The sequence below is a fragment of the Mycobacterium sp. genome, from assembly GCF_052145595.1.
Taxonomy (GTDB): Bacteria; Actinomycetota; Actinomycetes; order Mycobacteriales; family Mycobacteriaceae; genus Mycobacterium.
On sequence record NZ_JBKQOI010000132.1, the window covers coordinates 1 to 21668 of the forward strand.

Here is a 21668-nt window from a genome sequence, read left to right on the forward strand (position 1 = left end):
CTCGCCGGGGAGCCGGCCGATGACCTTGACGCGACGGCGGGATTCCCCGAAGGTGCGTTCAATGAAGTTGGAGTGCCGGATGCGTTTCCAGTGCTCGCGTGGGAAGCGCAAGTGCACGGTGAGCGAGGCGAAGTCGTCTTCCAGGCAGGCGACAGCCCTGGGGTAGAGCTTGCGGTAGCGGGCGGCGAACTCGCCGGCACGGCGGGTCGCCTCAGCGACGGCCCGTTCGCCGGGAGCCTGGTCGATGTTGTCGAAGATCGACCAGAACGCCGCCTTGATCTCGGCCTCGGCCGACTTGGGCACCTTGGCGATCACGTTGCGGCAGCGATGGATGAGACAACGCTGGCGCAGGCTCTGGCGGAAAGTGGTCTCCAACGCCGAGATCAGGCCCGGGGCGCCGTCAGAGATGCCCAGCAGCGGCGAGCGTAGCCCCCGATCCTTGAGCTCGCCGAGGAAGTCGGCCCACGCGTCGGTGGACTCCGATCCCGCGGGGGCCAGGCCGATAAAGACCGGCTTGCCGTCGGTGGTGATTCCCCAGGCGGCCAGCACCGGCTCGGCCGGGGCGTTGGGATGCATGCGGAAGTTTGACGCGTCCAAGAACAAGTAATCCAGGACGATGTCATCCAGCCGCCGCGCACACCAGGCGGCAAACTCATCCTTGATGGCCGAGCAAATCCGGCTCAGTGTCGAGCGGGATAGGGCTGCCTGCGCGCCCAGCACCTCGGCTAGGGCCGCCTCGATGTCGCGGTCCGACAGGCCCCGCACCCAACCCGAGAGCACCAAGGCTTCGAGGGCGTTGGTGCGGGTCACCCCGTCACCGAACAGGCGGGAGCAGAACCGCTCGTGGGTGGCCCGTAGCTTGGGGCGCTGCAGCTCGACCGGGCCCATCGTCGTCTTCACCGTCGACGGCGGTTGGTAGCCATTGCGATACCCGGTCGGGCCGTCCTCGTCCCGCCGCTCGTGGCGCGCCCGGCACAAGAACGACTCCACCTCGGCCTCCACGGCGGTCTGAAACAGCAGGCGCACGGACAGACGCCCGACATCCTCCAGGATCTCGGTCAGGGGTCGCTCAGTAGCGGCGAACAGCTGGTCAATCTCAGCGCGCACACGGTCGATCGGCGATACTCGCTTGGTCACGGGTGTAGATCCTCCTTCGTAGCTTTGGCAGGTTTCGAAGGAACCTACGCCCGTGACCATTTACACCAGCGGATGGACGCCACCCATCTGTGTCAGCCTTCGGGGCCGGTCTCGGTGTCACGAGTTGTCACAACTCGACGGCCCCAGCGGAAGTGGTTGAGTTTGACACCACCGCTGACAAATCGCAGGGTTTGCGGTTATGTGCCACCCAACGCGCCTTGATGAACACGGGTTGAACTGAAACTCCTCAGGATCGAAGGCGGCGCCCGGAGTGAAGTCCGCGTCGAGCGGGTTGGAGCCGCGCGGTGTCCGGCCACGCACAGTGTCATTCGCTTTTGATGTTCGGTTTGCCGGACGAGATGCGAACCAATCGCCACTCTGGGAGGATCGGGGGAGTATGAGATTCGTCCTGATGCTGGCAGGCCTTGCTGCCATGATCGGCATGGCTGTGCCCGCGTACGCCGATAGCACCGATGACCAATTCCTCGCCGCACTCGGAGCGGCCGGTCTCGGCTATCCCGACCCGGACAAGGCAGTCGCAGCCGGCAAGTCGGTGTGCAAAATGGCGAATGACAGCAACATGAGGATGGCGAATGTCGTCATTGCGATCCATAACTCGAACCCTGGACTCAAATGGGACGAGGCCGCCACGTTCACAAAGATCGCGGCCAACGCGTACTGCCCCGACACGTCGACGGACGACATTGGGACCCTCCCCTGGCCACCCGCTGCTTAACGACGGGCATTGTCCTTTACGGGCGAGCAGGCACCCGCTGGCAGTCGAGACAGCGGTTCAACTGTGCCAGTTGTGTCCACACCCGTCGGCCCGCCGGAACTGGGGCTACTGAAAGTCTGCCCAGCGCAGCATTAGGCTGGCCAGGTGAGTCACGCCGGTCGGTAAATGCCTAATGGCCGGCGCGAAGCCCGGTTCTAGTTCGAATTGCGGGACGCGGCTCAACCACTCGGTCACAAATTCGGCGATTTCAATACGGGCCAGATGCATGCCCAAGCATCGGTGTATGCCGCTGCCGAACGCCCAGTGGCGCTGCCGCAGAATCTTTCCGTCGCTGTCCGTCGCCATCTCGTCGCCGCCGTTCTCTCTGCCCGCGGCTTCCAAGCCCAGCCAGACCGCACTGTGCTTCGGGATCGTGACGCCGCCGATCTTGACTTCCCTCGTGGTGACGCGCGGAATGGCCGGCCCCGGCGCCTCCAACCGCAACATTTCCTCGACGAACGCCGGAATCTGTGCCGGGTCTTCGCGTAGCTGGGCCTGCAGTTGTGGATCGCGCGCCAGACGCAGAAGAGAGAAACTAATTGCCGCGGCGACCATTTCAATGCCGGCAACAGAGAACAACAAAAGGACGACCGCAGCCACTTCGACCGGACTGAGCGGAAAATTCTTATCCCTGCGTCCCTCCAGTAGCGGCCAGAGAATGCTTGGCGGCCGTTCGGGACTTCTCATCCCGGCGCCCAGCTCGGAATCCAGCCAGGTGAAGAGTTCAAGTTCGGCTGCCCCGTCGGCGTCGCCGATTACCGCGGCCCCGATCAGCTGAGCCGCCCTTTCGTCGTCTGTCGGCAAACCACACACCGCGAGCAGCGCTTGGCAGGCGTGGGCGTCGGCGGGGTTGGTCGCATCACACTGCCCTGTGGCAGCGACCGCGTCTATTAAAGTCGCGGCCTGGGCGCGCAAGACCGGTGCAAAGGGGGCCAACCCTTTGGGGCTGAAGAGCGGATGCAAAACGCGGCCGTAACGGGCATGATCCGTTCGCGTCCCGCAAGCGAGCGGCACCTGTGGAAGCGGTACGCCAAACGACCTGATCTTGAAGGTTTTTGGCGGTGACATAAACGTCTCCGGGTCGAGCAAAGCCGCGCGCACGTCGTCCCGCCTGGTGAGATAGTAGCCGTGCAGCATCGGGTTGCCTGCCTCGATTTTCACCACCGGGCCCAGCCCGCGCAGGTGGCGCCAAAAAGCGCCGCGGTCTGCCGCGAAGAGCGGACTCTCCTTGTGGTGTAACGGAGGCGAATTCACGCTGCCTCCGTGAATGGCGCCCGTCTCCGCGCATAAAGCACCAGGCGGGGGGCGTAAACATTCTCGTCGCCGGTCAACCCGTTGCGGAACCCTCCGGCTCCCCACCCGGGATCGCCCACAGCCGGTGCAGGTGCCAGGCAGCCGACGCAATGGGTGGTGTCCGACGTTTTGGGAAGCTCGCGGAGCCTGGCGTAATCTTCGGCGGTTATCTCGATTTCCAGCCTGTCAGGCATATCTGGCACGTCGGCATGGTTCATCGCTGGGTGAACTCCATCTGGTCGCAGTCGTATGTCGGGGAGGCAGGGTAGTGCGACCAGGAACGCCAGGAGCGTATCGGCTCCCCGTTGTCCCAGCCTCCCGGGGGAGTCGTTCGGATCAGGCCAGGGTACGCCAACTCGTCGCGCTACTGGCGGGCAACCAGGGGCCAGGAATGGCCGGGCCAGTGCCGGCCTGGCCGGCCAACCGGGCACCGGCACGAGCGCCGACAGGGCAGCTCGGAGAGGGAAAACAGCCGGGACGGGGGTCAGTCCCAGCCGGTGTCCAGCAGTTCGCCAGCCAGCCGGCGGACGTTGCCCGTCGCCGTCTGCATCGTCGTCATCGCCTGGAAGATCGCGTCGGCGACCGAGCGGGGCATGGTGCTGATATTGATCACCGCCTCCCGGAACATCGCCTCAGCGTGTGAGCCGAGCATCGTGGTGGCGTTCACCGCGTCAAGAGAGTTATGAAGTGCCGTGTTTCGGGTGAACATGTGCGCCCCGGAGATTTCTAGCTGTACGTCCTTGAGGAGGGAGCCGAGTTTCTTACTGGCCGGCGCAAGTGCGTCCTCGCGTTCCTGTTTCTCGGGCATCGTCACCACTTTGTGTCCCTGCTCGATGAGGATTGCCAGCTCGAGGGTGTAGTCGTTGATGGCTCGCGATACGCGAATCAAGGCGAGCTTGAACTCTTGTTCGCGCAGATGTACGCGCTGGATGCGAGCTTGTTCCCGTTGTGCTTCAAGCTCGATCCGGTGCAGCTCACGCGCATTGTTGAGCTCTCTCACTGACCTTTGCTCGGCTGCCTTTAGCTCACGCCGCAGTCGCTCATGCGCTTCTTTGGCGTCGTCTTCTGCCTGGCGTCGGATGATGACCGACTGCCAGAGGGCGACGACGACGGCGAGGAACATGCCAAGACCTGAAAACCACGCGGCTTTGGAAGCGGCGTCCCAGGGTTGACTCAGAAGCAGCCAGGCGAGCAGCACCGCCGCCGACACCGCGAGGATGAGTGCCGCGATGCGGCTGGCAATGCGCGGGGCAGTGCAATGCCACCATCGCCGGCGGTCGGGCGGTTCTGTAGGCGCGTCGCCCGATTGGACTTCGCTGCCGCCCGCAGGCGGGTCCGGTTGGATCGGCTCGCTCATAATTTCCCTCCTCACCCGGGCCCTCTTCCGCGGGTCCAGATTAGGGCCCCGGCGGCGTGGACGTTTGACGACGGGCCCTGGCTCGCAAATCGGGCTACGATCTGAACACCTGGCAGACCCTTTCAGGATTGGTCGACACCAGTGACGAGGCTGATTCGACCTGGCAACTTCAGAAGCCCACGCCCGCGACGAGCGCCCTTGTCCTGATGAACCTGACCTCGTGGTGATGGGTGGCCGCCGGGGGACCGGGCAGCGTGAATCCTGCGACACCGTGAGCACTCCGACGTCGCTTGGGCGACGCAACGCCACATGTAGCGGGAAAATCGGCAACGAAAGATGTTCGACGCAGACGACTTGGAATTTGGCCCCAAGTGCTGGGAGGGCCTCAGCTTGAGGGAGTACCGGGAGTGACCATCAACAATCCCTATTGGGAGGCTGTGAAGGACTGCGTTGAGACCGATAGGGGTCTCGGGGGGAACCCGGTGGTCGGTTATTTCAGTTTGGACCGAACCCTAGAAGAGAACATGGCCCACTCGCCGAACCGAGCAAGGCTGGTCAGGAAGTACTGCTGGGCCGTTCCCGACCCCGATACCGTGGCGTTCGTGGCCAAGCACGTTCAAGGCGGCCTGGTCGATCCGATCGCGGGCACTGGCTATTGGGCCTACCTGCTTGCGCAGTTAGGTGTGGATGTCGTCTGCTACGACCTGAACCCGGGTACGGCGCTGCACCTCAATGGTTGGCACGGCGAAGACCTCTATACCGAGGTCTGCGCGAAAGACTGCGCCGAAGCGGTCGCCCTGCACCCTGACAGGACACTATTCCTTTCGTGGCCGCCCCTTGGCCAGGATGTCGGCGCGCGCACGTTGCTGGCCTACAAGGGGAAACGCGCCATCTACATCGGCGACGGCCGCGGCGGCGCTTCCGGCAATGATCAGATGCACCTGATACTCGAAACAGATTGGACCGAAGTGGATTCCCACTTGCCGGTTCAATGGTGGGGTCAACATGATCGGGTGACTGTGTATGAGCGTGGCGCCCGAAGCTGAGCTCAGCGCCTGAGGTTTTTTCGGACGGGCAAGGTTCTCGTACAGACCGGTTCGACCAGGAGCGCTGAGCAAACCAGGCAGATTGAGGCTCGTGTTCGGACCTGTCCATACTCGCCACCGTCGCGGGTGCCGCGCCAGCAGGCCGGCCGATGGCGCCACCCCCTTGAACCTTGCCGCCGACGCCACGGTGAACCCGACAGCCATACACTGACCCATCGTGGGCATGCTGCTTGGCTTTGCGCCGTGGATCGTCTATTGGGTGCTTGTCGGTACCGTCCCTTTCACCACTGCCGTGGTGGTCGCGCTGGCGATCGCCGTCGCCGCGTTTGTGATCGGGCAGTCCACTGGAGACGAGTCCCGAAAGTCGTGGCCCTCGACCTACAAAGTGCGCCAGCGGCGCCACTAAAGGGAATCGAAAAGACTGCCGAGCGCTGACCGGCCCCAGGTTGTCGCGCCACCTCGGGCACGGAAGAAATCCCTGCTCGACGCCTGCTACCCTGTGGCCGGTGTCAGGGCGCAACTCCTCCGCAGGCGTACAGATGGGAGTTGTTGTGACGATCCGCAAAGGCAAGACGACGGCGTCGTTGTGTGGCATTGCAGCAGTGGTTTTCGGCACCGCCGGGCCGCCTGGATAGCTGGTAGCCAGCGTGGTGAACATCGAAGCCTCGGAGGGTACGGACCGAAGATGTATGTGAAGCGCATGGTCAGCGCGGCGGCGATCGCTACCGGCGTCGGCATGTCAGCAGTGACGTTCGGGGTAGGGCTGGTCAACGCCGCCCCGTTGGACCCGCCCCCGTCGTGCCCCAACCGCCAGGGCGTTCCGGGCGGGCCGGTGAACAATCCAACTCCGCCGCCCCCGTACCCGGCGATACGTATCCCGTGCACCGGGCCAGGAGGCGCCAGAGGTGGCGGCGGACAGCCGGTATGCGAGTCTGGTCAATGATGGCCCGCACCCGCACAGCCCGGGGCTGTTGAACGGGAAGCCGGCTCGCCGAGCCACGTTGGCTTCTGCCGCGAAGACTATCCCTCACGCACTTCGACGCCCCGGGGTGCTGTCCGACGAATCGGAGCCGACAGGACAAACGCGCCGACGTCGACGATGATGAAGCGATGCGTCTGTTTGTAGTGCTTGCCGGTCTCGCCGCCATCATCGGCCAGGCCGTGCCGGCGCAGGCCGACCCGGGCCCCGCCGATCCGGGTCAAGATGCGAGCTTTCTAAGCCAGCTCAGCCAAGCGGGCATCACCTATGGCAACGGGCCTGGTGCCGTCGCGGCCGCCAGAACGGCGTGCAACATGATGGACTCGGGTCAGAAGGAAATCGACGTCATCAAACAGGTGATGAGTCTCAATCCAGGATTCGGCCTCGCCGGCTCCACCAGGTTCACCGCGATTGCGTCGGCCGTCTACTGCCCCGACTACCTGAGCAAGTCCAGCGCTAAGACCACCAACCCTGTTTCTCCTGGCCTTCCCGGCTCTGGTTAAGAAACAACATCCCATCAATGCCGTGCAGCACGCAGAAGCCGTCGCGGGCATACACCGGGACGGCACCGCGGAACGCCACTCATAAACTGACCCATCGTGGGCATGCTGTTTGGTCTTGCGCCGTGGATCGTCTATTGGGTGCTGGTGGGTAACGTCCCCTTCACCGTTGCCGTCCTGGTCGCGCTTGGGATCGCCATCGCCGCGTTCGCGATCGGCCGCGCCGCGGGCCCGTCGGGGCACCCGCTTCGGATCGGTTCCGTCGCAACTTTTCTGGTGCTGACAGTTCTGACATTTGCGCTCGGCGACCCGTTCAATCAGCGGTGGATCCTGCCGCTGAGTAACGCCGGGATCTTGCTGGTGGCGCTTGCCGGCCTGCTGGTCGGCAAGCCGTTCGTGCGCGAGTTCGCCGCCGCGGAACAGCCGGATGACGTGGTCAAGACCGAGCTGTTCGGCCGGATTGTCACGCGATTGACCTGGACCTGGATCGCCGCGTTCGCGGGCATGGCGGTGTCGTCGGCGATCCCGCCGATCGTGGGGGCCCTGAGGGGAACAGAAGCGACGATCCTCGACACGAAGACCCCGTTGTCGTTTGTCTGCTACTGGGTCATTCCGTTCTCGCTGTTGGGCCTGGCGGCACTGGCGTCGCGGTTGCTGCCCGACCGGATGCTTGTCGGAATAGCTGACGTCGCCCGCGAGACCTCATTCGTCGCCTATGACGAAGCCACCATCGATGAGCTGTACTACCTGGCCCAGGAACACGCGAATCGCGAGGTGGGCCCCGGTAAAGAGGCCTACAACGTCAAGGTCGGAGGGATGGGAACCCCGCTGACCGGGGACGAGTCCCGAAAGTCGTGGCCCTCCACCTACAAAGTGCGCGACCGGCGCCACTAGAACCGCGGGCGTGGGTTAAGCGCCCGTCCCTCAGGCGCCGGCGGAACGCGACGGCTGACCTGCGCCGCGCTCCGCCATGGCGCAATTCGGATACGTTGGTTCCGGCGGGGCGCGCCCTGACCAGCACCCGGACACGCCGCATGCGCTTCGCATCTCCGCAACCAAACAAGCGGCCGAACAAGGAGCCCCAAAAGGAGCAGTGATGAACGCGCTCAGTCCAGACGCCGTCCGCGCGGAAACGATCACCATCACCGGTCACGGCGGCGACGAGATCGAGGCCTATCGGGCCATGCCACTCGCCGAGGGGTCGCGCGGCGGAATCGTTTGGATCCACCACATGCCCGGCTACGACCGCGAGACCAAGGAGTTCGTCCGGCGCCTCGCCGTCGACGGCTATCACGCGGTGGCCCCGAACCTGTATTCACGCGAGGCCCCGGGTGCCGCGCCCGATGACGCCGCGGCGGCGGCCCGGGCCGCCGGCGGGGTGCCCGATGAGCGACTGGTGGGCGATGTCGCGGGCGCGGTCGAGCACCTGCGTTCGCTGCCCGGAGCGAACGGGAAGTTCGGCGTCATCGGGCACTGCTCGGGCGGGCGGCATGCGTACCTGGCGGCGTGCTCGCTGCGGTTCGACGCCGCGGTGGACTGCTACGGCGCATTCATCGTCGAGGATCCGCCCGAGGGTATGCCGAAAGCCATGAAACCGATCCTGCACCTTGCGCCGGACCTGAGCTGTCCGCTGCTTGGCCTGTTCGGGCTCGAGGACAGGTTTCCGACGCCTGCCGCGGTGGCCACGCTCGACGCCGAGTTGACCAAGCTGGACAAGCCGCACGAGTTCCACTCCTATGAGGGCGCAGGCCACGCGTTCTTCTCCGTCGACCGGCCGGTGTACCGGGTGGAGGCGGCGGTTGACGGCTGGCGCCGCATCGACGACTTCTTTGCGACCCACCTGAAAGGCTAGGCGGCCAAGACATGTGCACCTATCTGACCGAACACGTGCAGATCGACGGCAGCGGCAAAGGCGCAACGGGATGGTTCGGCGCCGATCGCGCGACGGTTTATGTCGACCACCCCGTTCATGCGCCGTACGGCCACACCGTCAACATCGACGTCATCAACCCCGAACTCGGCCCGTCGGCGCGGGTGGCCCTCGAACTCACCGAGGAAAGCGCCCTGGCGTTGGCCGACGCCATCCGGAAAGCGATCGCCCATGCGCCGGCCGGACTGGCCTCCAAGGACCAGTAGGTGCCCATGACTACCGACATGGGGGACCGTGACTACCCGCACATGGCCGCTACCCGCGGACGGATAGAGCCCGCGCCCCGTCGGGTCCGCGGCTACCTCGGCCACGCGCTGGTCTTCGACACCACCGCGGCCCGTTACGTGTGGGAAGTCCCTTATTACCCGATGTATTACGTGCCGCTCTCGGATGTCCGCGAGGAGTTCCTGCGCGACGAAAACCATCCGCAGAAAGTGCAATTCGGTCCGTCACGACTGCACTCACTGGTAGGCGCCGGCCAGAACTACCCGTCGGCCGCGCGGGTGTTCGACGTCGGCAGTGACAGCCCGGTGGCGGGCACCGTGCGATTCGAATGGGATCGGCTGCGGTGGTTCGAGGAAGACGAGCCGATCTACGGCCACCCGCGCAATCCGTATTCGCGGGTCGACGCGCTGCGCTCACACCGGCACATCCGGGTCGAGCTTGACGGAATCGCGCTGGCCGACACCAGATCTCCCGTGTTGCTGTTCGAAACAGGTTTGCCTACAAGGTATTACATCGATCCCACCGACATCGCCTTCGAGCATCTGGAACCCAGCTCGACACAAACGTTGTGCCCGTACAAGGGAGTAACGTCGGCCTACTGGTCGGTGCGCGTCGGCGACACCGTGCATCCGGACCTGGCATGGACGTACCGCTATCCGCTGCCGGCGGTCTCCCCGATCGCCGGCCTGGTGGCCTTCTACAACGAGAAGCTCGACATCGTCATCGACGGTGTGGTATTGCCGCGGCCGCAGACGCAGTTCAGCTAGCCGCAGACCAGGCTTGACGCAGACGAAATCAATATTTAAACCGCGGAACATACTCCCGAAACATTTCCAATCGAGGCTTCACCCGTCTACGCCGTGATCGGTAGGCACCGCAGGTGATTCCAATAAGCCGTTGGCTCGAACTGGGGTGTATCTGAAACATGTTGCCGTATCCCGATTGGCTCAATCCCGGAGACAACGCCTGGCAGTTGGTGGCGGCGACTCTCGTCGGTCTGATGAGCATTCCAGGCATCGCCGTTCTCTACGGCGGCATCGTCCAGAAGAAGTGGGCCGTCAACACCCTGCTGATGGCCTTCAGCGGGTTCTCGCTGGTGCTCGTCGTGTGGGTGCTGTGGGGCTTCAAGATGGGCTTCGGCGAGCCCCTGAAGCTCGGCCCCGGCATGCTGAGAGCCGCGGTCGGTATCCCCAGGACGATTCTGAGTAGCAACAACCAGCAGATCGCCTACATCCCGCTGCTGGACGGCACCATGCCGTCGTTCCGCTTCTCGGAGACCACGCTGGCGTACTTCCAGTTCGTGTTCGCCGCTATCACCCCGCTGCTGTTCCTCGGCAGTGTGATCGGCCGGATGAGCTTCAAGGTCTGGCTGATCTTCGTGCCGCTGTGGTCGACGTTCGCCTACTCGGTCAACGCGTTCCTGTTGTGGGGCGGCGGCTGGTGGGCACAGGCGGGCGCCCTGGACTACTCCGGTGGGTACGTGATCCACCTCGCCGCCGGCACAACGGGATTCGTCGCTGCCGCGGTGATCGGTCCGAGGCTGGCGCGTGACCGGGAACGCGCATTGCCCAACAACCTTCCCCTGGCCGCGGTCGGCGCCGGGATCCTGTGGTTGGGCTGGAACGGGTTCAACGGCGGTGACCCGTACTTCTCCGGTGCCGACGCGTCACTGGCGGTCATCAACACCAACCTCACCACCGCCGTCGCATTGCTGACCTGGGTGCTCTGGGACCTCTTCGTGAGCAAGCAGCGTAAGCCGACGTTCCTCGGCGCCGTCAATGGCATGATCACGGGCCTTGTCGCCATCACCCCGGCGGCCGGCTTTGTCAACAGCTTCGGCGCAATGATCATCGGTGTCGTTGCCTCGTCTCTCGTCTGGATGTCCTGGAACTGGCTTGGCACAACGAGGTTGTTCAGGAAGGTCGACGACGCCCTGGGCGTGTTCCACACGCACGGCGTGGCGGGGTTGGCGGGTGGGTTGCTCGTCGGGGTACTGGCCGACCCGCACATCGTGGAATACCTCGGCGGCAGCACCGGCACGGACGTGACGTTCTCCGGTTGGCTGTACGGTCACCATCCCAAACAGATCCTGATCCAGGCCGGCGCCGCGGGCACGGTGATCGTCTGGGACGCGCTCATCACGTTTGTCATCTTGAGAGTCCTTGGCCTCTTCATGAAGTTGCGGTTGCCCGATGAGGTCCTGGAAAGCGGCGACGTCGGTGTGCACGACGAAGAGGCTTACCCCGACGACACGCTCGCCACGGGCCGGCGGATTGAGTCATTCGCGGCCTCCAAGCCCGCTGAGCCGGTCGACGATTGAGACTGTGAGACGCCATGAAGCTGGTAACCGCGATCGTCAAGCCCTTCACCCTCGATGACGTTCGGCACGCCGTGGAGTCCGTCGGCGTGCTGGGCATGACCGTTACCGAAGTCCAGGGATTCGGCAGGCAGCGGGGGCACACCGAGGTCTACCGCGGAGCCGAGTACGCGGTCGAGTTCGTCCCGAAGGTCCGCGTCGACGTTCTCGTCGACGACGAGTTTGCCGAACGAGTCGTCGGGGCCATCGTCAGCGTGGCGCGCACCGGCAAGATCGGCGACGGCAAGGTCTGGGTTTCGTCGGTGGATACGGTGGTCCGTATCCGGACCGGGGAACGCGACCACGACGCACTCTGACCTCGATCGGATTCCCGGGCACTTAGCAAATTGATTCGTCGTGGGCGCGCGCGAAACAGCCCAATGTGATATTTACCTCTTTTTGGCCGGTAATTCTAAGAGAAATCTTATTTCCGAATTTTAATAGCGCGGCCATAGAAGTTACCCACGGGCCTCAATCATGCTGCTAGATGGACGATTTACGTTCGCTATCGATCGGACCGCGGTCTACTCGACGGCGCCAGTCCGAGCCGTCAGCGTGACCTGCTGAATAGCGCTCAGCTTGAATTCCTTTTGCCGAGAATTCGGTCGGTAAAATCGTTTCAAAGCAGACACGTAAGGGCGCTGGAGTCCTGTTGTCCAGGCCCGCAGGTGTCGTAGGCGTCGCCGCGGCCACTGTCGCGCCCGTGGACGCACCACGAATACAGCAAAGGCGGTTCCAGCATGAGGGATGTGAACCACCGGGAGGCCGCTCGGGGTGGGCAGGCCATTGAGCTGGGCGCCGAACCCGGTTCTCCGATCGTCGTCGAGATCGCCGTGAACAACGGTCCGATCAGCGGCATCGCCGCCAACCCCGACGGCACCCGACTGATGGTGACCAACTACGGCCGCAACAGTGTCTCGGTCATAGACACCGGCACATGCCGGGTCACCGAGACCATCTCCGGCCTCAACGAGCCATTCGCGATCGCCATGGGCAGCCACGACGGCAACCACGCATACGTCAGCACCGTCGCAACTGCGTATGACTCGATCGCGGTCATCGACGTGTTCACCAACACTGTCATCGCGACCCATCCACTGGCGTTGAGCGTGACCGACCTAACGGTGAGCCCCGACGGAAAGTCCGTCTACGCCAGCCGAAATGGCGCTGGTGGTGCCGACATCGCAGTGTTGGACACCGCGACGGGCGGTGTGGAGCCGATCGAGCTCACCGACGTTTGCAAGGCGCCGGGAACCACCACGGAGTGCATGCGCCTCAGCCCTGACGGGGGCCGCCTGTACGTCGCCACGAATGGCCCGGCCGGCGGGCGGCTTGTCGTGATCGGCGCGCAACCGCAGTCCGGCGACCGTCGCGCCGGGGGACGCATCGGCACCGTTGAGATCGGTTTGCCAATCCGCGACGTCGCGCTCAGCCCCAACGGTGCGATCGCCTACGTCGCGAGTTGCGCTCCCGAGTCAGCAGTGATCGACGTCATCGACACCCACACCGGCAAGATCACCGGCACGCGCAAGATCGGCGAGATCAGTGGCATTCTCACCGGGTTGACACTCAGCGGCGACGGCGATCGTGCCTATCTGGTCAGCGACGACAGCATCACGGTGCTGTGCACACTGACGCACGACGTCATCGGCAGCGTCAAAGTGGCGAACGAGCCGTCGTGCGTCGTCGAAAGCCCGGACGCAAAATACCTCTACATCGCCGACTACTCCGGCACGGTCACGGTGGCGCCGACCGGCGCGATCGTCGCGTCAGGCGTCGGGGACCCGGCGCCCGAGAGCCAGGACTCGGCCGCGTCGGCTATGCCCGAGCTGCCGCAGCAGTTGGAGCCGGCACTCACCTAACCCGGCGCCCAGTTGTGCTGGGCCACGCCGAATTCGCAGAATTCACTGACCCGCGGGGCAGGATCGCATCAAAGGATGTTGCGTTTGCTGGACCGAGGCTTAGGGTGGAGGCGGCCGACGGCCCGACGCTTTCGGCCCCGACGGCCGACACCCAAAAGGTGGTACATCGATGTACAGCACGATGCAGGACTTTCCGTTGACGATCACCGCCATCATGCGGCACGGCTGCGGTGTGCACGGAGCCCGCACGGTCACCACCGCCACCGGGGACGGTTACCGGCACACCAGCTACGCCGAACTGGGTAAACGGGCCGCCCAGCTGGCGAACGCGTTGCGCCGCCTCGGCGTCACCGGAGACCAGCGGGTCGCGACGTTCATGTGGAACAACGCCGAGCACCTGGCGACCTATCTCGCGGTGCCGTCGATGGGTGCCGTCCTGCACACCCTCAACATCCGGCTGTTCCCCGAGCAGATCGCCTATGTCGCCAATGAAGCCGAAGACCGGGTCGTGCTGGTCGACGTTTCACTGGCCAAACTGCTCGCGCCGGTGCTGGGCAATCTCGAGACCGTACACACGGTGATCGTGGTCGGCGAAGGTGACGCGGAGCCGCTGCGGGAATCCGGCAAGACCGTGCTGGGGTATGCCGACGTGACCGGTGGCGAGTCGACCGAATTCGACTGGCCCCGAATCGATGAGACGTCCGCGGCGGCAATGTGTTACACCAGCGGCACCACCGGCAACCCCAAAGGAGTGGTGTACAGCCACCGTTCGAGCTTCCTGCACACCATGGCGGCGTGCACGACCAACGGCATCGGCGTTGGTGCCAGCGATAGCGTGCTGCCGATCGTGCCGATGTTTCACGCCAACGCCTGGGGGCTGCCGTACGCGGCGCTGATGGGGGGTGCCGACTTGGTGCTACCCGATTGCCACCTCGATGCCCGATCGCTGATCGGCATGGTCGAGACGCTGCGGCCCACGGTGGCCGGCGCGGTGCCAACCATCTGGAACGACGTCCTGCACTGCCTCGAACAGGACCCCGACCACGACATGTCGTCGCTGCGTCTGGTGGTGTGCGGTGGCTCGGCCGTTCCGGTATCGCTGATGCGCACCTTCGAGGAGAAACACGGTGTGCAGATCCGGCAACTGTGGGGCATGACCGAAACGTCGCCGATGGCCACCATGGCCTGGCCGCCGCCGGGAACTCCGGAGGACCAGCACTGGGCCTTACGCGCGACGCAGGGCCAACCGGTTTGCGGCGTGGAGATGCGGATCGTCGATGACGACGGCCAGGTGCTGCCCAGGGACGGCAACTCCGTGGGTGAGGTGGAAGTCCGCGGTCCCTGGATCGCCGGCTCCTACTACCTGGGACGTGACGACTCCAAGTTCGACTCCGGCTGGTTGCGGACCGGCGACGTGGGTCGTCTCGACGAGCGCGGCTTCATCACCTTGACCGACCGGGCCAAAGACGTCATCAAGTCCGGCGGGGAATGGATCTCCTCGGTCGAGTTGGAGAACTGCCTGATCGCCCACCCGCATGTGCTCGAGGCTGCGGTTGTGGGGGTTCCCGACGAGCGCTGGCAGGAACGACCGCTCGCAGTCGTCGTGGCAAAGCACGGCACATCGGTCAGTGCCGAACATCTGCGTACGTTCCTGGCGGACAAGGTCGTTCGATGGTGGTTGCCGGAGCGGTGGACGTTCGTAGACGAGATTCCGCGCACCAGCGTGGGCAAGTACGACAAGAAGGCCATCCGGTCGCGATACGCCGACCATGGTTATTGGGTGGTCGAGGCTCGCGACTGAGGGTTGTTAGAAGCTCGCGAGGAAGGTGAGGGACATGGTCCTGCGGGTCATTCAGTGGGCGACCGGCTCGGTCGGTGTGGCGGCCATCAAAGGTGTGCTGGATCATCCTGAACTCGAACTCGTTGGCTGCTGGGTACATTCGGAGTCCAAGAGCGGCAAGGATGTCGGTGAGATCATCGGCACGTCGCCGCTTGGCGTGACGGCGACCAACAGCATCCACGATGTGCTCGCGCTGGATGCCGACGCGGTGATCTATGCACCGTTGTTGCCCAACGTCGAGGAAGTCGCCGCGCTGTTGCGCTCGGGCAAGAACGTCGTCACCCCGCTCGGATGGTTCTACCCGAGCGAAAAGGAGGCCGCCCCGCTGGAAATCGCCGGGCAGGCCGGCAACGCGACGCTGCACGGTGCCGGCATTGGGCCCGGGGCGGCCACCGAGCTGTTTCCACTGCTGTTGTCGGTGATGTCGACCGGCGTGACTTTCCTTCGTTCCGAAGAGTTTTCAGATCTTCGCACCTATGACGCACCGGATGTGTTGCGCTATGTGATGGGCTTCGGCGCGACGCCGGACAGCGCGTTGACCGGGCCGATGCAAAAGCTGCTCGACGGCGGGTTCAGCCAGTCCGTCCGGCTGTGCGTCGACCAACTGGGCTTTGCCGCCGGCCCCGAGATCCGGTCGTCGCAGGAGGTGGCCGTCGCGACCGCACCGATCGACTCACCGATCGGGGTGATCGAGCCCGGGCAGGTCGCCGGGCGCCGCTTCCACTGGGAGGCGCTGGTCGGCGACACGGTGGTCGTGCGGATCACGGTGAACTGGCTGATGGGTTCCGAAAACCTTGATCCGCCTTGGTCGTTCGGCCCCGCAGGGGAACGGTACGAGATCGAAGTTCGCGGCAACCCGGACACCTTTGTGACCGTCAAGGGATGGCAGCCGGAAAGCGTGGAAACGGGGCTGCAGAGTAACCCCGGGATCGTGGCTACCGCAGCGCACTGTGTCAACGCGATCCCCGCCACCTGCGCCGCCGCGGCGGGCATTCAAAGCTTCTTCGACCTGCCGCTCATCACCGGCCGGGCCGCTCCCCGGCTGGCCCGCAAAGGCTGAAAGGCGTTACGCCGGTGGCGCAATCGCTCGTCGTGGACGAATCCCGAATCGTATCCATCCCCACCGAGGAAGCGTTTGACCGCACGCTCCCGGCACCGCTTCCACAGCTTTTCAAGCGCTGGCACGGCCCGATCCCGCCGGTCAAGGAGGTACAAGGGCAGGCGGGTGCGTGGGACACCGTGGGCCAAACCCGCATCGTTCGGCTGGCCGGTGGTGCCGGCATGCGCGAGGAGCTGACCAGGGTTGACCCGCCGCGATCTTTTGGCTACCGGCTCACGAGAATCAGCGGTCCCATGGCGTTGCTTGTCGACCACGTCGTCGGTGAGTGGATCTCCACGCCGGCCGCGGGCGGAACCGAAATCACCTGGCGCTGGGATATCCACCCGAGGTCGCCGCTGACCTCGTGGGCCCTTCCGCTGTTCGGCAGGCTGTGGAAGGGCCTGAAAGGAGTGGGCGCGACAAGCGCTGCGGGACCTGTCGGTGATGCTGACGGGCTGAGTTCACCCCCGCCTTCGGTACGGTCGAAGTCATGTGTCGACTCTTTGGCCTGCACGCCGGGACGCACGTTTGCACCGCGACGCTTTGGCTGCTGAATGCCCCGGACAGCCTGTCCGAGCAAAGCAGGAGGAACCCGGACGGCACGGGCCTGGGTGTTTTCGACGAGCACGGCCGGCCGCAGCTGCACAAGGAGCCGATCGCGGCCTGGCAGGACAGCCAATTCGCCACCGAGGCGCACGAGCTGACCGGCACGACCTTCGTCGCCCATGTCCGCTATGCGACGACCGGGTCGCTCGACGTCCGCAACACCCATCCGTTCTTGCAGGACGGCCGGATCTTCGCGCACAACGGGGTGGTCGAGGGTCTCGACGACATCGATGAACGGCTGCGCGAGCTCGGCACCGATGACCTGGTGTTGGGCGAGACGGACTCCGAGCGGGTATTCGCCCTGATCACCGGTTCTATCCGCGCCCGGGACGGCGACGAAACAGCCGGTCTCGTCGACGCATTGAGCTGGCTGGCGGCGAACGTGCCCATTTACGCGGCCAACGTGCTTTTGAGCACGGCCACCGAGATGTGGGCGCTGCGCTATCCGGAGACACACGAGCTCTACGTGTTGGACCGGCGCTACGGGAAAACAGCTGCGCCCGATCCCGAATTTGACTTGTCCACCAACCGAATCCGCGCACAGTCCGAGCATCTGTGCACTCGCTCGTCGGTGGTGTTCGCCAGCGAGCCGATGGACGACGACCCGCGCTGGTGTCCGCTCGAACCGGGGGAGTTGGTCCACGTCGACGCCGCACTGCGGATCACCCGCACGTTGGTGCTACCCGACCCGCCCACGCATCCGCTCGGCCGGGCGGACCTGAGCGTGCCGGTCGAGCTGGCCCAGCACACCCGGGCCTAAACCCTGCCGTGTCGGCGCCCGATCGGTGGCTGGCAGACTTACCGGACGTGACACCCCGACGCGCGCTCGTGCTGGCCGGTGGAGGAATAGCGGGAATCGCCTGGGAGACAGGCGTTCTGCGCGGCATCGCCGACAAGTCGCCGGCCGCGGCCCGGCTGCTGCTCGATTCGGATGTGCTGGTAGGAACGTCGGCGGGTTCGGCGGTCGCCGCGCAGATCGGCACCGGCAGCACGCTCGAGATGCTGTTCGACCGGCAGGTCGCCGAGTCCTCGGCCGAGATCGAATCCGGCGTCGACGTCGAGACCATTATCGGACTTTTCCTGGCGACACTGGGGGAACCATACGACCGGGCGCTGGACCGGACCCGACAGCAGATGCAGCGGATCGGGGCGGTGGCGCTGGCGACCGAAACGGTGCCCGAACCTGTCCGGCGCCAGGTGATTGCGCAGCGCCTGCCGTCGCATGACTGGTCAGAGCGGGACCTGCGGCTCACCGCGATCGACGTCGCCACCGGTGAACTCGTCGTTTTCGATCGCGAATCGGGCGTCGAGCTTGTCGATGCGGTGGCGGCCAGTTGCGCGGTGCCCGGGGCGTGGCCACCGGTGACAATCGCCGGCCGACGCTACATGGATGGCGGGATTGCCAGCTCGGTCAACCTCGGAGTGGCCGGCGACTGCGACGTGGCAGTGGTGCTGGTGCCCTCGGGTGCCGACGCGCCATCGCCGTTCGGCGCCGGACCGGCCGCCGAGATCGCGGCGTTCGCCGGCACGACGTTGGCGGTGTTCGCCGACGACGACTCCCTGGCGGCTTTCGGGCCCAATCCACTGGATCCGCGCTGCCGCGTCGGTTCGGCGGTGGCCGGACGTGCGCAGGGGCGCCGCGAAGCGGGGGCCGTGGCGCGGTTCCTGGGTGTCTGATCAGCCCTCGATCGCGGGCGGGGCGGTCTTGTCCGCCTCGATCCCGAGGGCGTCCAGGGCCTGGTTGGCCAGCGCCCGGCCCACGTCGATCACCTCCACCGCCCGGTGGAACTCCAGGCTCCGGCATGTCGAACGCGGCACCTCGATCAGCAGGTCGGGCGGATAGGCCGCCAGCGTATGGCGCGCCAGCGCCGCTTGGGCGATGTCGATGGTCCGATACATCACCTCGAAGCTGCCCAGTTTCGGAACTCCGGGTGCGTCGGCCGTGCCATCGGGGTCAGCCTGGTCCGCTGCGGGCTTTTCGGCGCCGGCATCGTCGGGCCAGGCATCGGATTCCGCGGCCGACCCGCCGAATCGGCTCAGCACGGCCCGCGCGGTCGGCCGGTCCAACACCGACCGGGCGGCGGCCGTGTCGAACAGTGCGGAGGTGCTGCGCACCATGCGGTTCAACCACTCGACGGTGACACCCGGCTCCGCGCCGCGGTTTGCCACGACCTCGCTGACCTCGCTGACCTCGCTGCCGCTGAGGCTCACCGCGATGGTCAGGTCGGCGTTTACCGCGGCGATCGGGGCCATCGGCAGGGGATCCAGGATGCCGCCGTCGGCGAGCAGCCGTCCGTTGACCGCGTGGGGTGCGATCACGCCCGGAATCGCGATGGACGCCCGGATTGCCTCGTCGAGGGGCCCGCGCTGAAACCACACCGACTTGCCGGCCAACAGATCGGTAGCCACCGCGGTGTACGGGATGGGCAGTTGCTCGATGCTGACCGGGCCGAGGATGTCGCGCACGGCATCCAGGATCTTCTCGGCGCGCAGCACTCCGGCCGCGCTGATGGACGGATCCAGCAACCGCAGGATGGTGCGCTGCGTCAGGGACTTCGCCCAGTCGGCGAACTCGTCGAGGCGCCCGGCCGCCTGCAGACCGCCGACCACCGCTCCCATGGAGGAGCCGGCGATCCCGACGATCTCATAGCCGCGCGCCCGCAGCGCCTCGATGACCCCGATATGGGCGTAGCCGCGGGCCCCACCGCTGCCGAGCGCCAGTGCCACCCGGGTCGGAGACGAGCCGCGCGAGCGCGCAACCGCTCCACCAGGTGCGCCGGGCATGTATCAATATTGCGCTGCGGAGCGGGCCTTCACCGGGCGGCTCGGCACTTTTTTCACCCGTGATCTCAATTGCGCAGGGGCCCGGGGCGCAGCCGCCGCGCTACCCGCATTCGTCGTTGGCGGCCGCGCGCGCGGCGGTGATCACGGCCGCCTGCCGTGCCAGTGTCAGCTCCGACCAGCGCGCGTTCCAGCTGCCGGCGGTACCCGTGGGCGAGGCCTGAACCATCGCCAAATACGGCTCGAATAGCGACTCACCGGTCCTGGGCTGCGCTTCCATCCACACCTTCGCGGCGTGACAGGCCTGGAAATACTCTTCCTCGGTCGAATCCGCGGGCACATCGACCCTGGTCGTCACGCCGGCGGGGGAGAGCCCGACGGCGCCCGATGGTGCCGGACCGGGGGCTGCCGACGGCCGCGCCGTCGACGGTGCGGTCTTGCCGTTTTGGGCGCCGTGCCAGCAGCCCGTGAGCCCGGACGAACCGGTCAAAGCAATCGCCACAACGAGCGTGGCCCACCGCAGGGGCCGGTGACCGCACCAGCGCACGATGTCAATCTATGCAACACTGGCTGCCGTGATGGAGCGCTTCGGATTTTGCGAGTGTTGTCGGGCTTAACACGCCGCCGCTTGTCCGATCCGTTAACTCTGGAGCTCCCCGATGTCCCTTTCTATTGCGGGGCCTGTCGTCGCCTCCGTTCCGCCCCGCCGGCTGACCGTCTCGTCCCCCTCGTCGGGACCCACCCGGCTGCGGGTGCCCGACCTTCTGCACGCCACTGACCAAGCCGCCGACGATGTGCTCAGCCGACGCCGCGACCACCTACTGCCCAAGGGTGGCGTACCGGAGTCGCGGCGCTGGTTCACCCGCATCCACGGCGACGACGAACTGGACATCTGGCTGATCAGCTGGGTTCCCGGTCATCCCACCGAATTGCACGACCACGGCGGGTCGCTCGGGGCGCTGACGGTTCTGTCCGGCTCGCTCAACGAATATCGTTGGGACGGCAGGGGTTTGCGCCGCCGGCGGCTGGACGCCGGCGATCAGGCCGGGTTCCCGCTGGGCTGGGTGCACGACGTGGTGTGGGGACGCAGGCCTGTTTCAGGGCCCGTCACCCAGTCCGTTGCGGGGCTGGCGAACACCGGCAAGGCGCAGCCGACCCTGAGCGTTCATGCCTACTCACCGCCGCTGACCGCGATGTCGTACTACGAGATCACCGACCGAAACAGGTTGCGCCGCCGGCGCACCGAACTGACCGACCAACCGGAAGGACCCCAATGAGCCGCATCGACCTCGTCGTGAGATCAGCCCGGCGGCGGTTTCGCCGCCTCCCCGCCGACGAGGTGCCCGAAGCGGTCAGGCGTGGGGCGGTGCTCGTCGACATCCGGACGCAGGCCCAGCGACTCAGCGAGGGTGAGTTGCCGGGGGCGCTGGTGATCGAGCGCAACGTCCTGGAATGGCGCTGCGATCCCACCAGCGACGCCAGGCTGCCGGAGGCGGTCGGCGACGACGTGGAGTGGGTGATCGTGTGCTCGCAGGGCTACACCTCCAGCCTGGCGGCGGCCGCGCTGCTCGACATCGGCCTGCACCGCGCCACCGATGTCATCGGCGGCTATCACGCGCTGGCAGGCGGCGGTGTGCCGGAACGGCTCGCCGGTCGTGCGATTGGCTCACGCCCGGGAGGGCTGGCGGACGTCGGTACGACCGGTCGCCGCTGGATCTAGTAGCTAGCCGCTGGAGCCGCTGGGGATGGCGTCGGCGTGCAGCAGCGGTCGCAGCTTGGCGGTCTTCTCCGGCGTCCAGCCGGGCGGCGACAGCACCTCGGCCCAGCCGTTGGCGACGTCGGCGACGTAGTGGTGGCCATGCCCGTCCGGCACGTCCACCGC

At 65.7% G+C, this 21668-nt stretch carries 23 protein-coding genes and 1 pseudogene; 18 read left to right on the forward strand and 6 right to left on the reverse strand.

The annotated features are described in order from the left end of the window. On the reverse strand, positions 1-1137 hold a 1137-nt coding region (locus ACLP4W_RS11585), incomplete at its 3' end, for an IS256 family transposase (RefSeq protein ID WP_442386265.1). A 397-nt stretch (positions 1138-1534) separates the two neighbouring features. Between ACLP4W_RS11585 and ACLP4W_RS11590 the strand changes: the two genes are divergently transcribed. Next, a complete protein-coding gene (locus ACLP4W_RS11590) occupies positions 1535-1873 on the forward strand; it encodes a DUF732 domain-containing protein (protein ID WP_442386266.1) in 339 nt (112 codons plus the stop codon). A 105-nt stretch (positions 1874-1978) separates the two neighbouring features. Here ACLP4W_RS11590 and ACLP4W_RS11595 read toward each other — a convergent pair whose 3' ends face one another. Together ACLP4W_RS11595 and ACLP4W_RS11600 are read right to left on the reverse strand one after the other, a co-directional pair. After that, positions 1979-3076 carry a cytochrome P450 gene (locus ACLP4W_RS11595; protein ID WP_442386267.1) on the reverse strand — a complete coding sequence of 366 codons (1098 nt, stop codon included), beginning with the start codon at positions 3074-3076 and terminating at the stop codon, positions 1979-1981. A gap of 613 nt (positions 3077-3689) precedes the next feature. Continuing rightward, complete coding sequence (locus ACLP4W_RS11600; protein WP_442386268.1) at positions 3690-4562, reverse strand: hypothetical protein; 873 nt, start codon at positions 4560-4562, stop codon at positions 3690-3692. Between the two features lie 407 nt (positions 4563-4969). Here ACLP4W_RS11600 and ACLP4W_RS11605 point away from each other — a divergent pair, with 407 nt between their 5' ends. The 15 genes and pseudogenes from ACLP4W_RS11605 to ACLP4W_RS11675 all read left to right on the forward strand — a co-directional run bounded on the left by ACLP4W_RS11605 (position 4970) and on the right by ACLP4W_RS11675 (position 18682). Further along, positions 4970-5608, forward strand: a complete 639-nt coding sequence (locus tag ACLP4W_RS11605) for a hypothetical protein (RefSeq protein WP_442386269.1) — start codon at positions 4970-4972, stop codon at positions 5606-5608. A gap of 217 nt (positions 5609-5825) precedes the next feature. Then, positions 5826-6014: a hypothetical protein gene (locus ACLP4W_RS11610; protein WP_442386287.1), complete on the forward strand. Its 189-nt coding sequence runs from the start codon at positions 5826-5828 to the stop codon at positions 6012-6014. Between the two features lie 704 nt (positions 6015-6718). Then, a complete protein-coding gene (locus ACLP4W_RS11615) occupies positions 6719-7090 on the forward strand; it encodes a DUF732 domain-containing protein (protein ID WP_442386270.1) in 372 nt (123 codons plus the stop codon). A 96-nt stretch (positions 7091-7186) separates the two neighbouring features. Continuing rightward, on the forward strand, positions 7187-7981 hold the full coding sequence (locus ACLP4W_RS11620; RefSeq protein ID WP_442386271.1) for a hypothetical protein: 795 nt from the start codon (positions 7187-7189) through the stop codon (positions 7979-7981). Positions 7982-8183: 202 nt separating this feature from the next. Continuing rightward, positions 8184-8939: a dienelactone hydrolase family protein gene (locus tag ACLP4W_RS11625; RefSeq protein WP_442386272.1), complete on the forward strand. Its 756-nt coding sequence runs from the start codon at positions 8184-8186 to the stop codon at positions 8937-8939. An 11-nt stretch (positions 8940-8950) separates the two neighbouring features. Next, positions 8951-9223, forward strand: a complete 273-nt coding sequence (locus ACLP4W_RS11630; RefSeq protein WP_442386273.1) for a DUF6295 family protein — start codon at positions 8951-8953, stop codon at positions 9221-9223. Positions 9224-9241: 18 nt separating this feature from the next. Next, on the forward strand, positions 9242-10009 hold the full coding sequence (locus ACLP4W_RS11635; protein WP_442386285.1) for a DUF427 domain-containing protein: 768 nt from the start codon (positions 9242-9244) through the stop codon (positions 10007-10009). Between the two features lie 158 nt (positions 10010-10167). Further along, positions 10168-11562 carry an ammonium transporter gene (locus ACLP4W_RS11640; RefSeq protein WP_442386274.1) on the forward strand — a complete coding sequence of 465 codons (1395 nt, stop codon included), beginning with the start codon at positions 10168-10170 and terminating at the stop codon, positions 11560-11562. 14 nt (positions 11563-11576) lie between these two features. Further along, positions 11577-11915: a P-II family nitrogen regulator gene (locus tag ACLP4W_RS11645; protein ID WP_442386275.1), complete on the forward strand. Its 339-nt coding sequence runs from the start codon at positions 11577-11579 to the stop codon at positions 11913-11915. 423 nt (positions 11916-12338) lie between these two features. Beyond that, positions 12339-13460: a YncE family protein gene (locus tag ACLP4W_RS11650; RefSeq protein ID WP_442386276.1), complete on the forward strand. Its 1122-nt coding sequence runs from the start codon at positions 12339-12341 to the stop codon at positions 13458-13460. Positions 13461-13629: 169 nt separating this feature from the next. After that, positions 13630-15261 (forward strand): long-chain fatty acid--CoA ligase, encoded by a 1632-nt coding sequence (locus tag ACLP4W_RS11655; protein WP_442386277.1) that lies wholly within the window; start codon positions 13630-13632, stop codon positions 15259-15261. A gap of 34 nt (positions 15262-15295) precedes the next feature. Beyond that, positions 15296-16360 (forward strand): NAD(P)H-dependent amine dehydrogenase family protein, encoded by a 1065-nt coding sequence (locus ACLP4W_RS11660; RefSeq protein ID WP_442386278.1) that lies wholly within the window; start codon positions 15296-15298, stop codon positions 16358-16360. A 14-nt stretch (positions 16361-16374) separates the two neighbouring features. Continuing rightward, positions 16375-16800, forward strand: a pseudogene (locus ACLP4W_RS11665) (SRPBCC family protein); the annotation flags it as partial. A gap of 89 nt (positions 16801-16889) precedes the next feature. Further along, on the forward strand, positions 16890-17765 hold the full coding sequence (locus ACLP4W_RS11670; protein ID WP_442386279.1) for a class II glutamine amidotransferase: 876 nt from the start codon (positions 16890-16892) through the stop codon (positions 17763-17765). A gap of 47 nt (positions 17766-17812) precedes the next feature. After that, complete coding sequence (locus ACLP4W_RS11675) at positions 17813-18682, forward strand: patatin-like phospholipase family protein (RefSeq protein ID WP_442386280.1); 870 nt, start codon at positions 17813-17815, stop codon at positions 18680-18682. Here the strand turns inward: ACLP4W_RS11675 and ACLP4W_RS11680 are convergent, their stop codons facing one another. After that, positions 18683-19789, reverse strand: coding sequence for a patatin-like phospholipase family protein (locus tag ACLP4W_RS11680; protein ID WP_442386281.1), 1107 nt, complete (start codon positions 19787-19789; stop codon positions 18683-18685). A gap of 100 nt (positions 19790-19889) precedes the next feature. After that, positions 19890-20333 (reverse strand): lipoprotein LpqV, encoded by a 444-nt coding sequence (locus ACLP4W_RS11685; protein WP_442386282.1) that lies wholly within the window; start codon positions 20331-20333, stop codon positions 19890-19892. A gap of 112 nt (positions 20334-20445) precedes the next feature. Here ACLP4W_RS11685 and ACLP4W_RS11690 point away from each other — a divergent pair, with 112 nt between their 5' ends. Together ACLP4W_RS11690 and ACLP4W_RS11695 are read left to right on the forward strand one after the other, a co-directional pair. After that, entirely contained in the window at positions 20446-21063 is a 618-nt protein-coding gene (locus ACLP4W_RS11690; protein WP_442386283.1) for a cysteine dioxygenase, read from the forward strand. Further along, positions 21060-21506 carry a rhodanese-like domain-containing protein gene (locus ACLP4W_RS11695; RefSeq protein WP_442386284.1) on the forward strand — a complete coding sequence of 149 codons (447 nt, stop codon included), beginning with the start codon at positions 21060-21062 and terminating at the stop codon, positions 21504-21506. The genes ACLP4W_RS11690 and ACLP4W_RS11695 overlap by 4 nt, the downstream gene beginning before the upstream one ends. A 3-nt stretch (positions 21507-21509) precedes the next feature. Here the strand turns inward: ACLP4W_RS11695 and ACLP4W_RS11700 are convergent. Continuing rightward, positions 21510-21668 (reverse strand): alpha/beta-hydrolase family protein (locus tag ACLP4W_RS11700; RefSeq protein WP_442386286.1); only part of this gene is annotated, 159 nt, incomplete at its 5' end.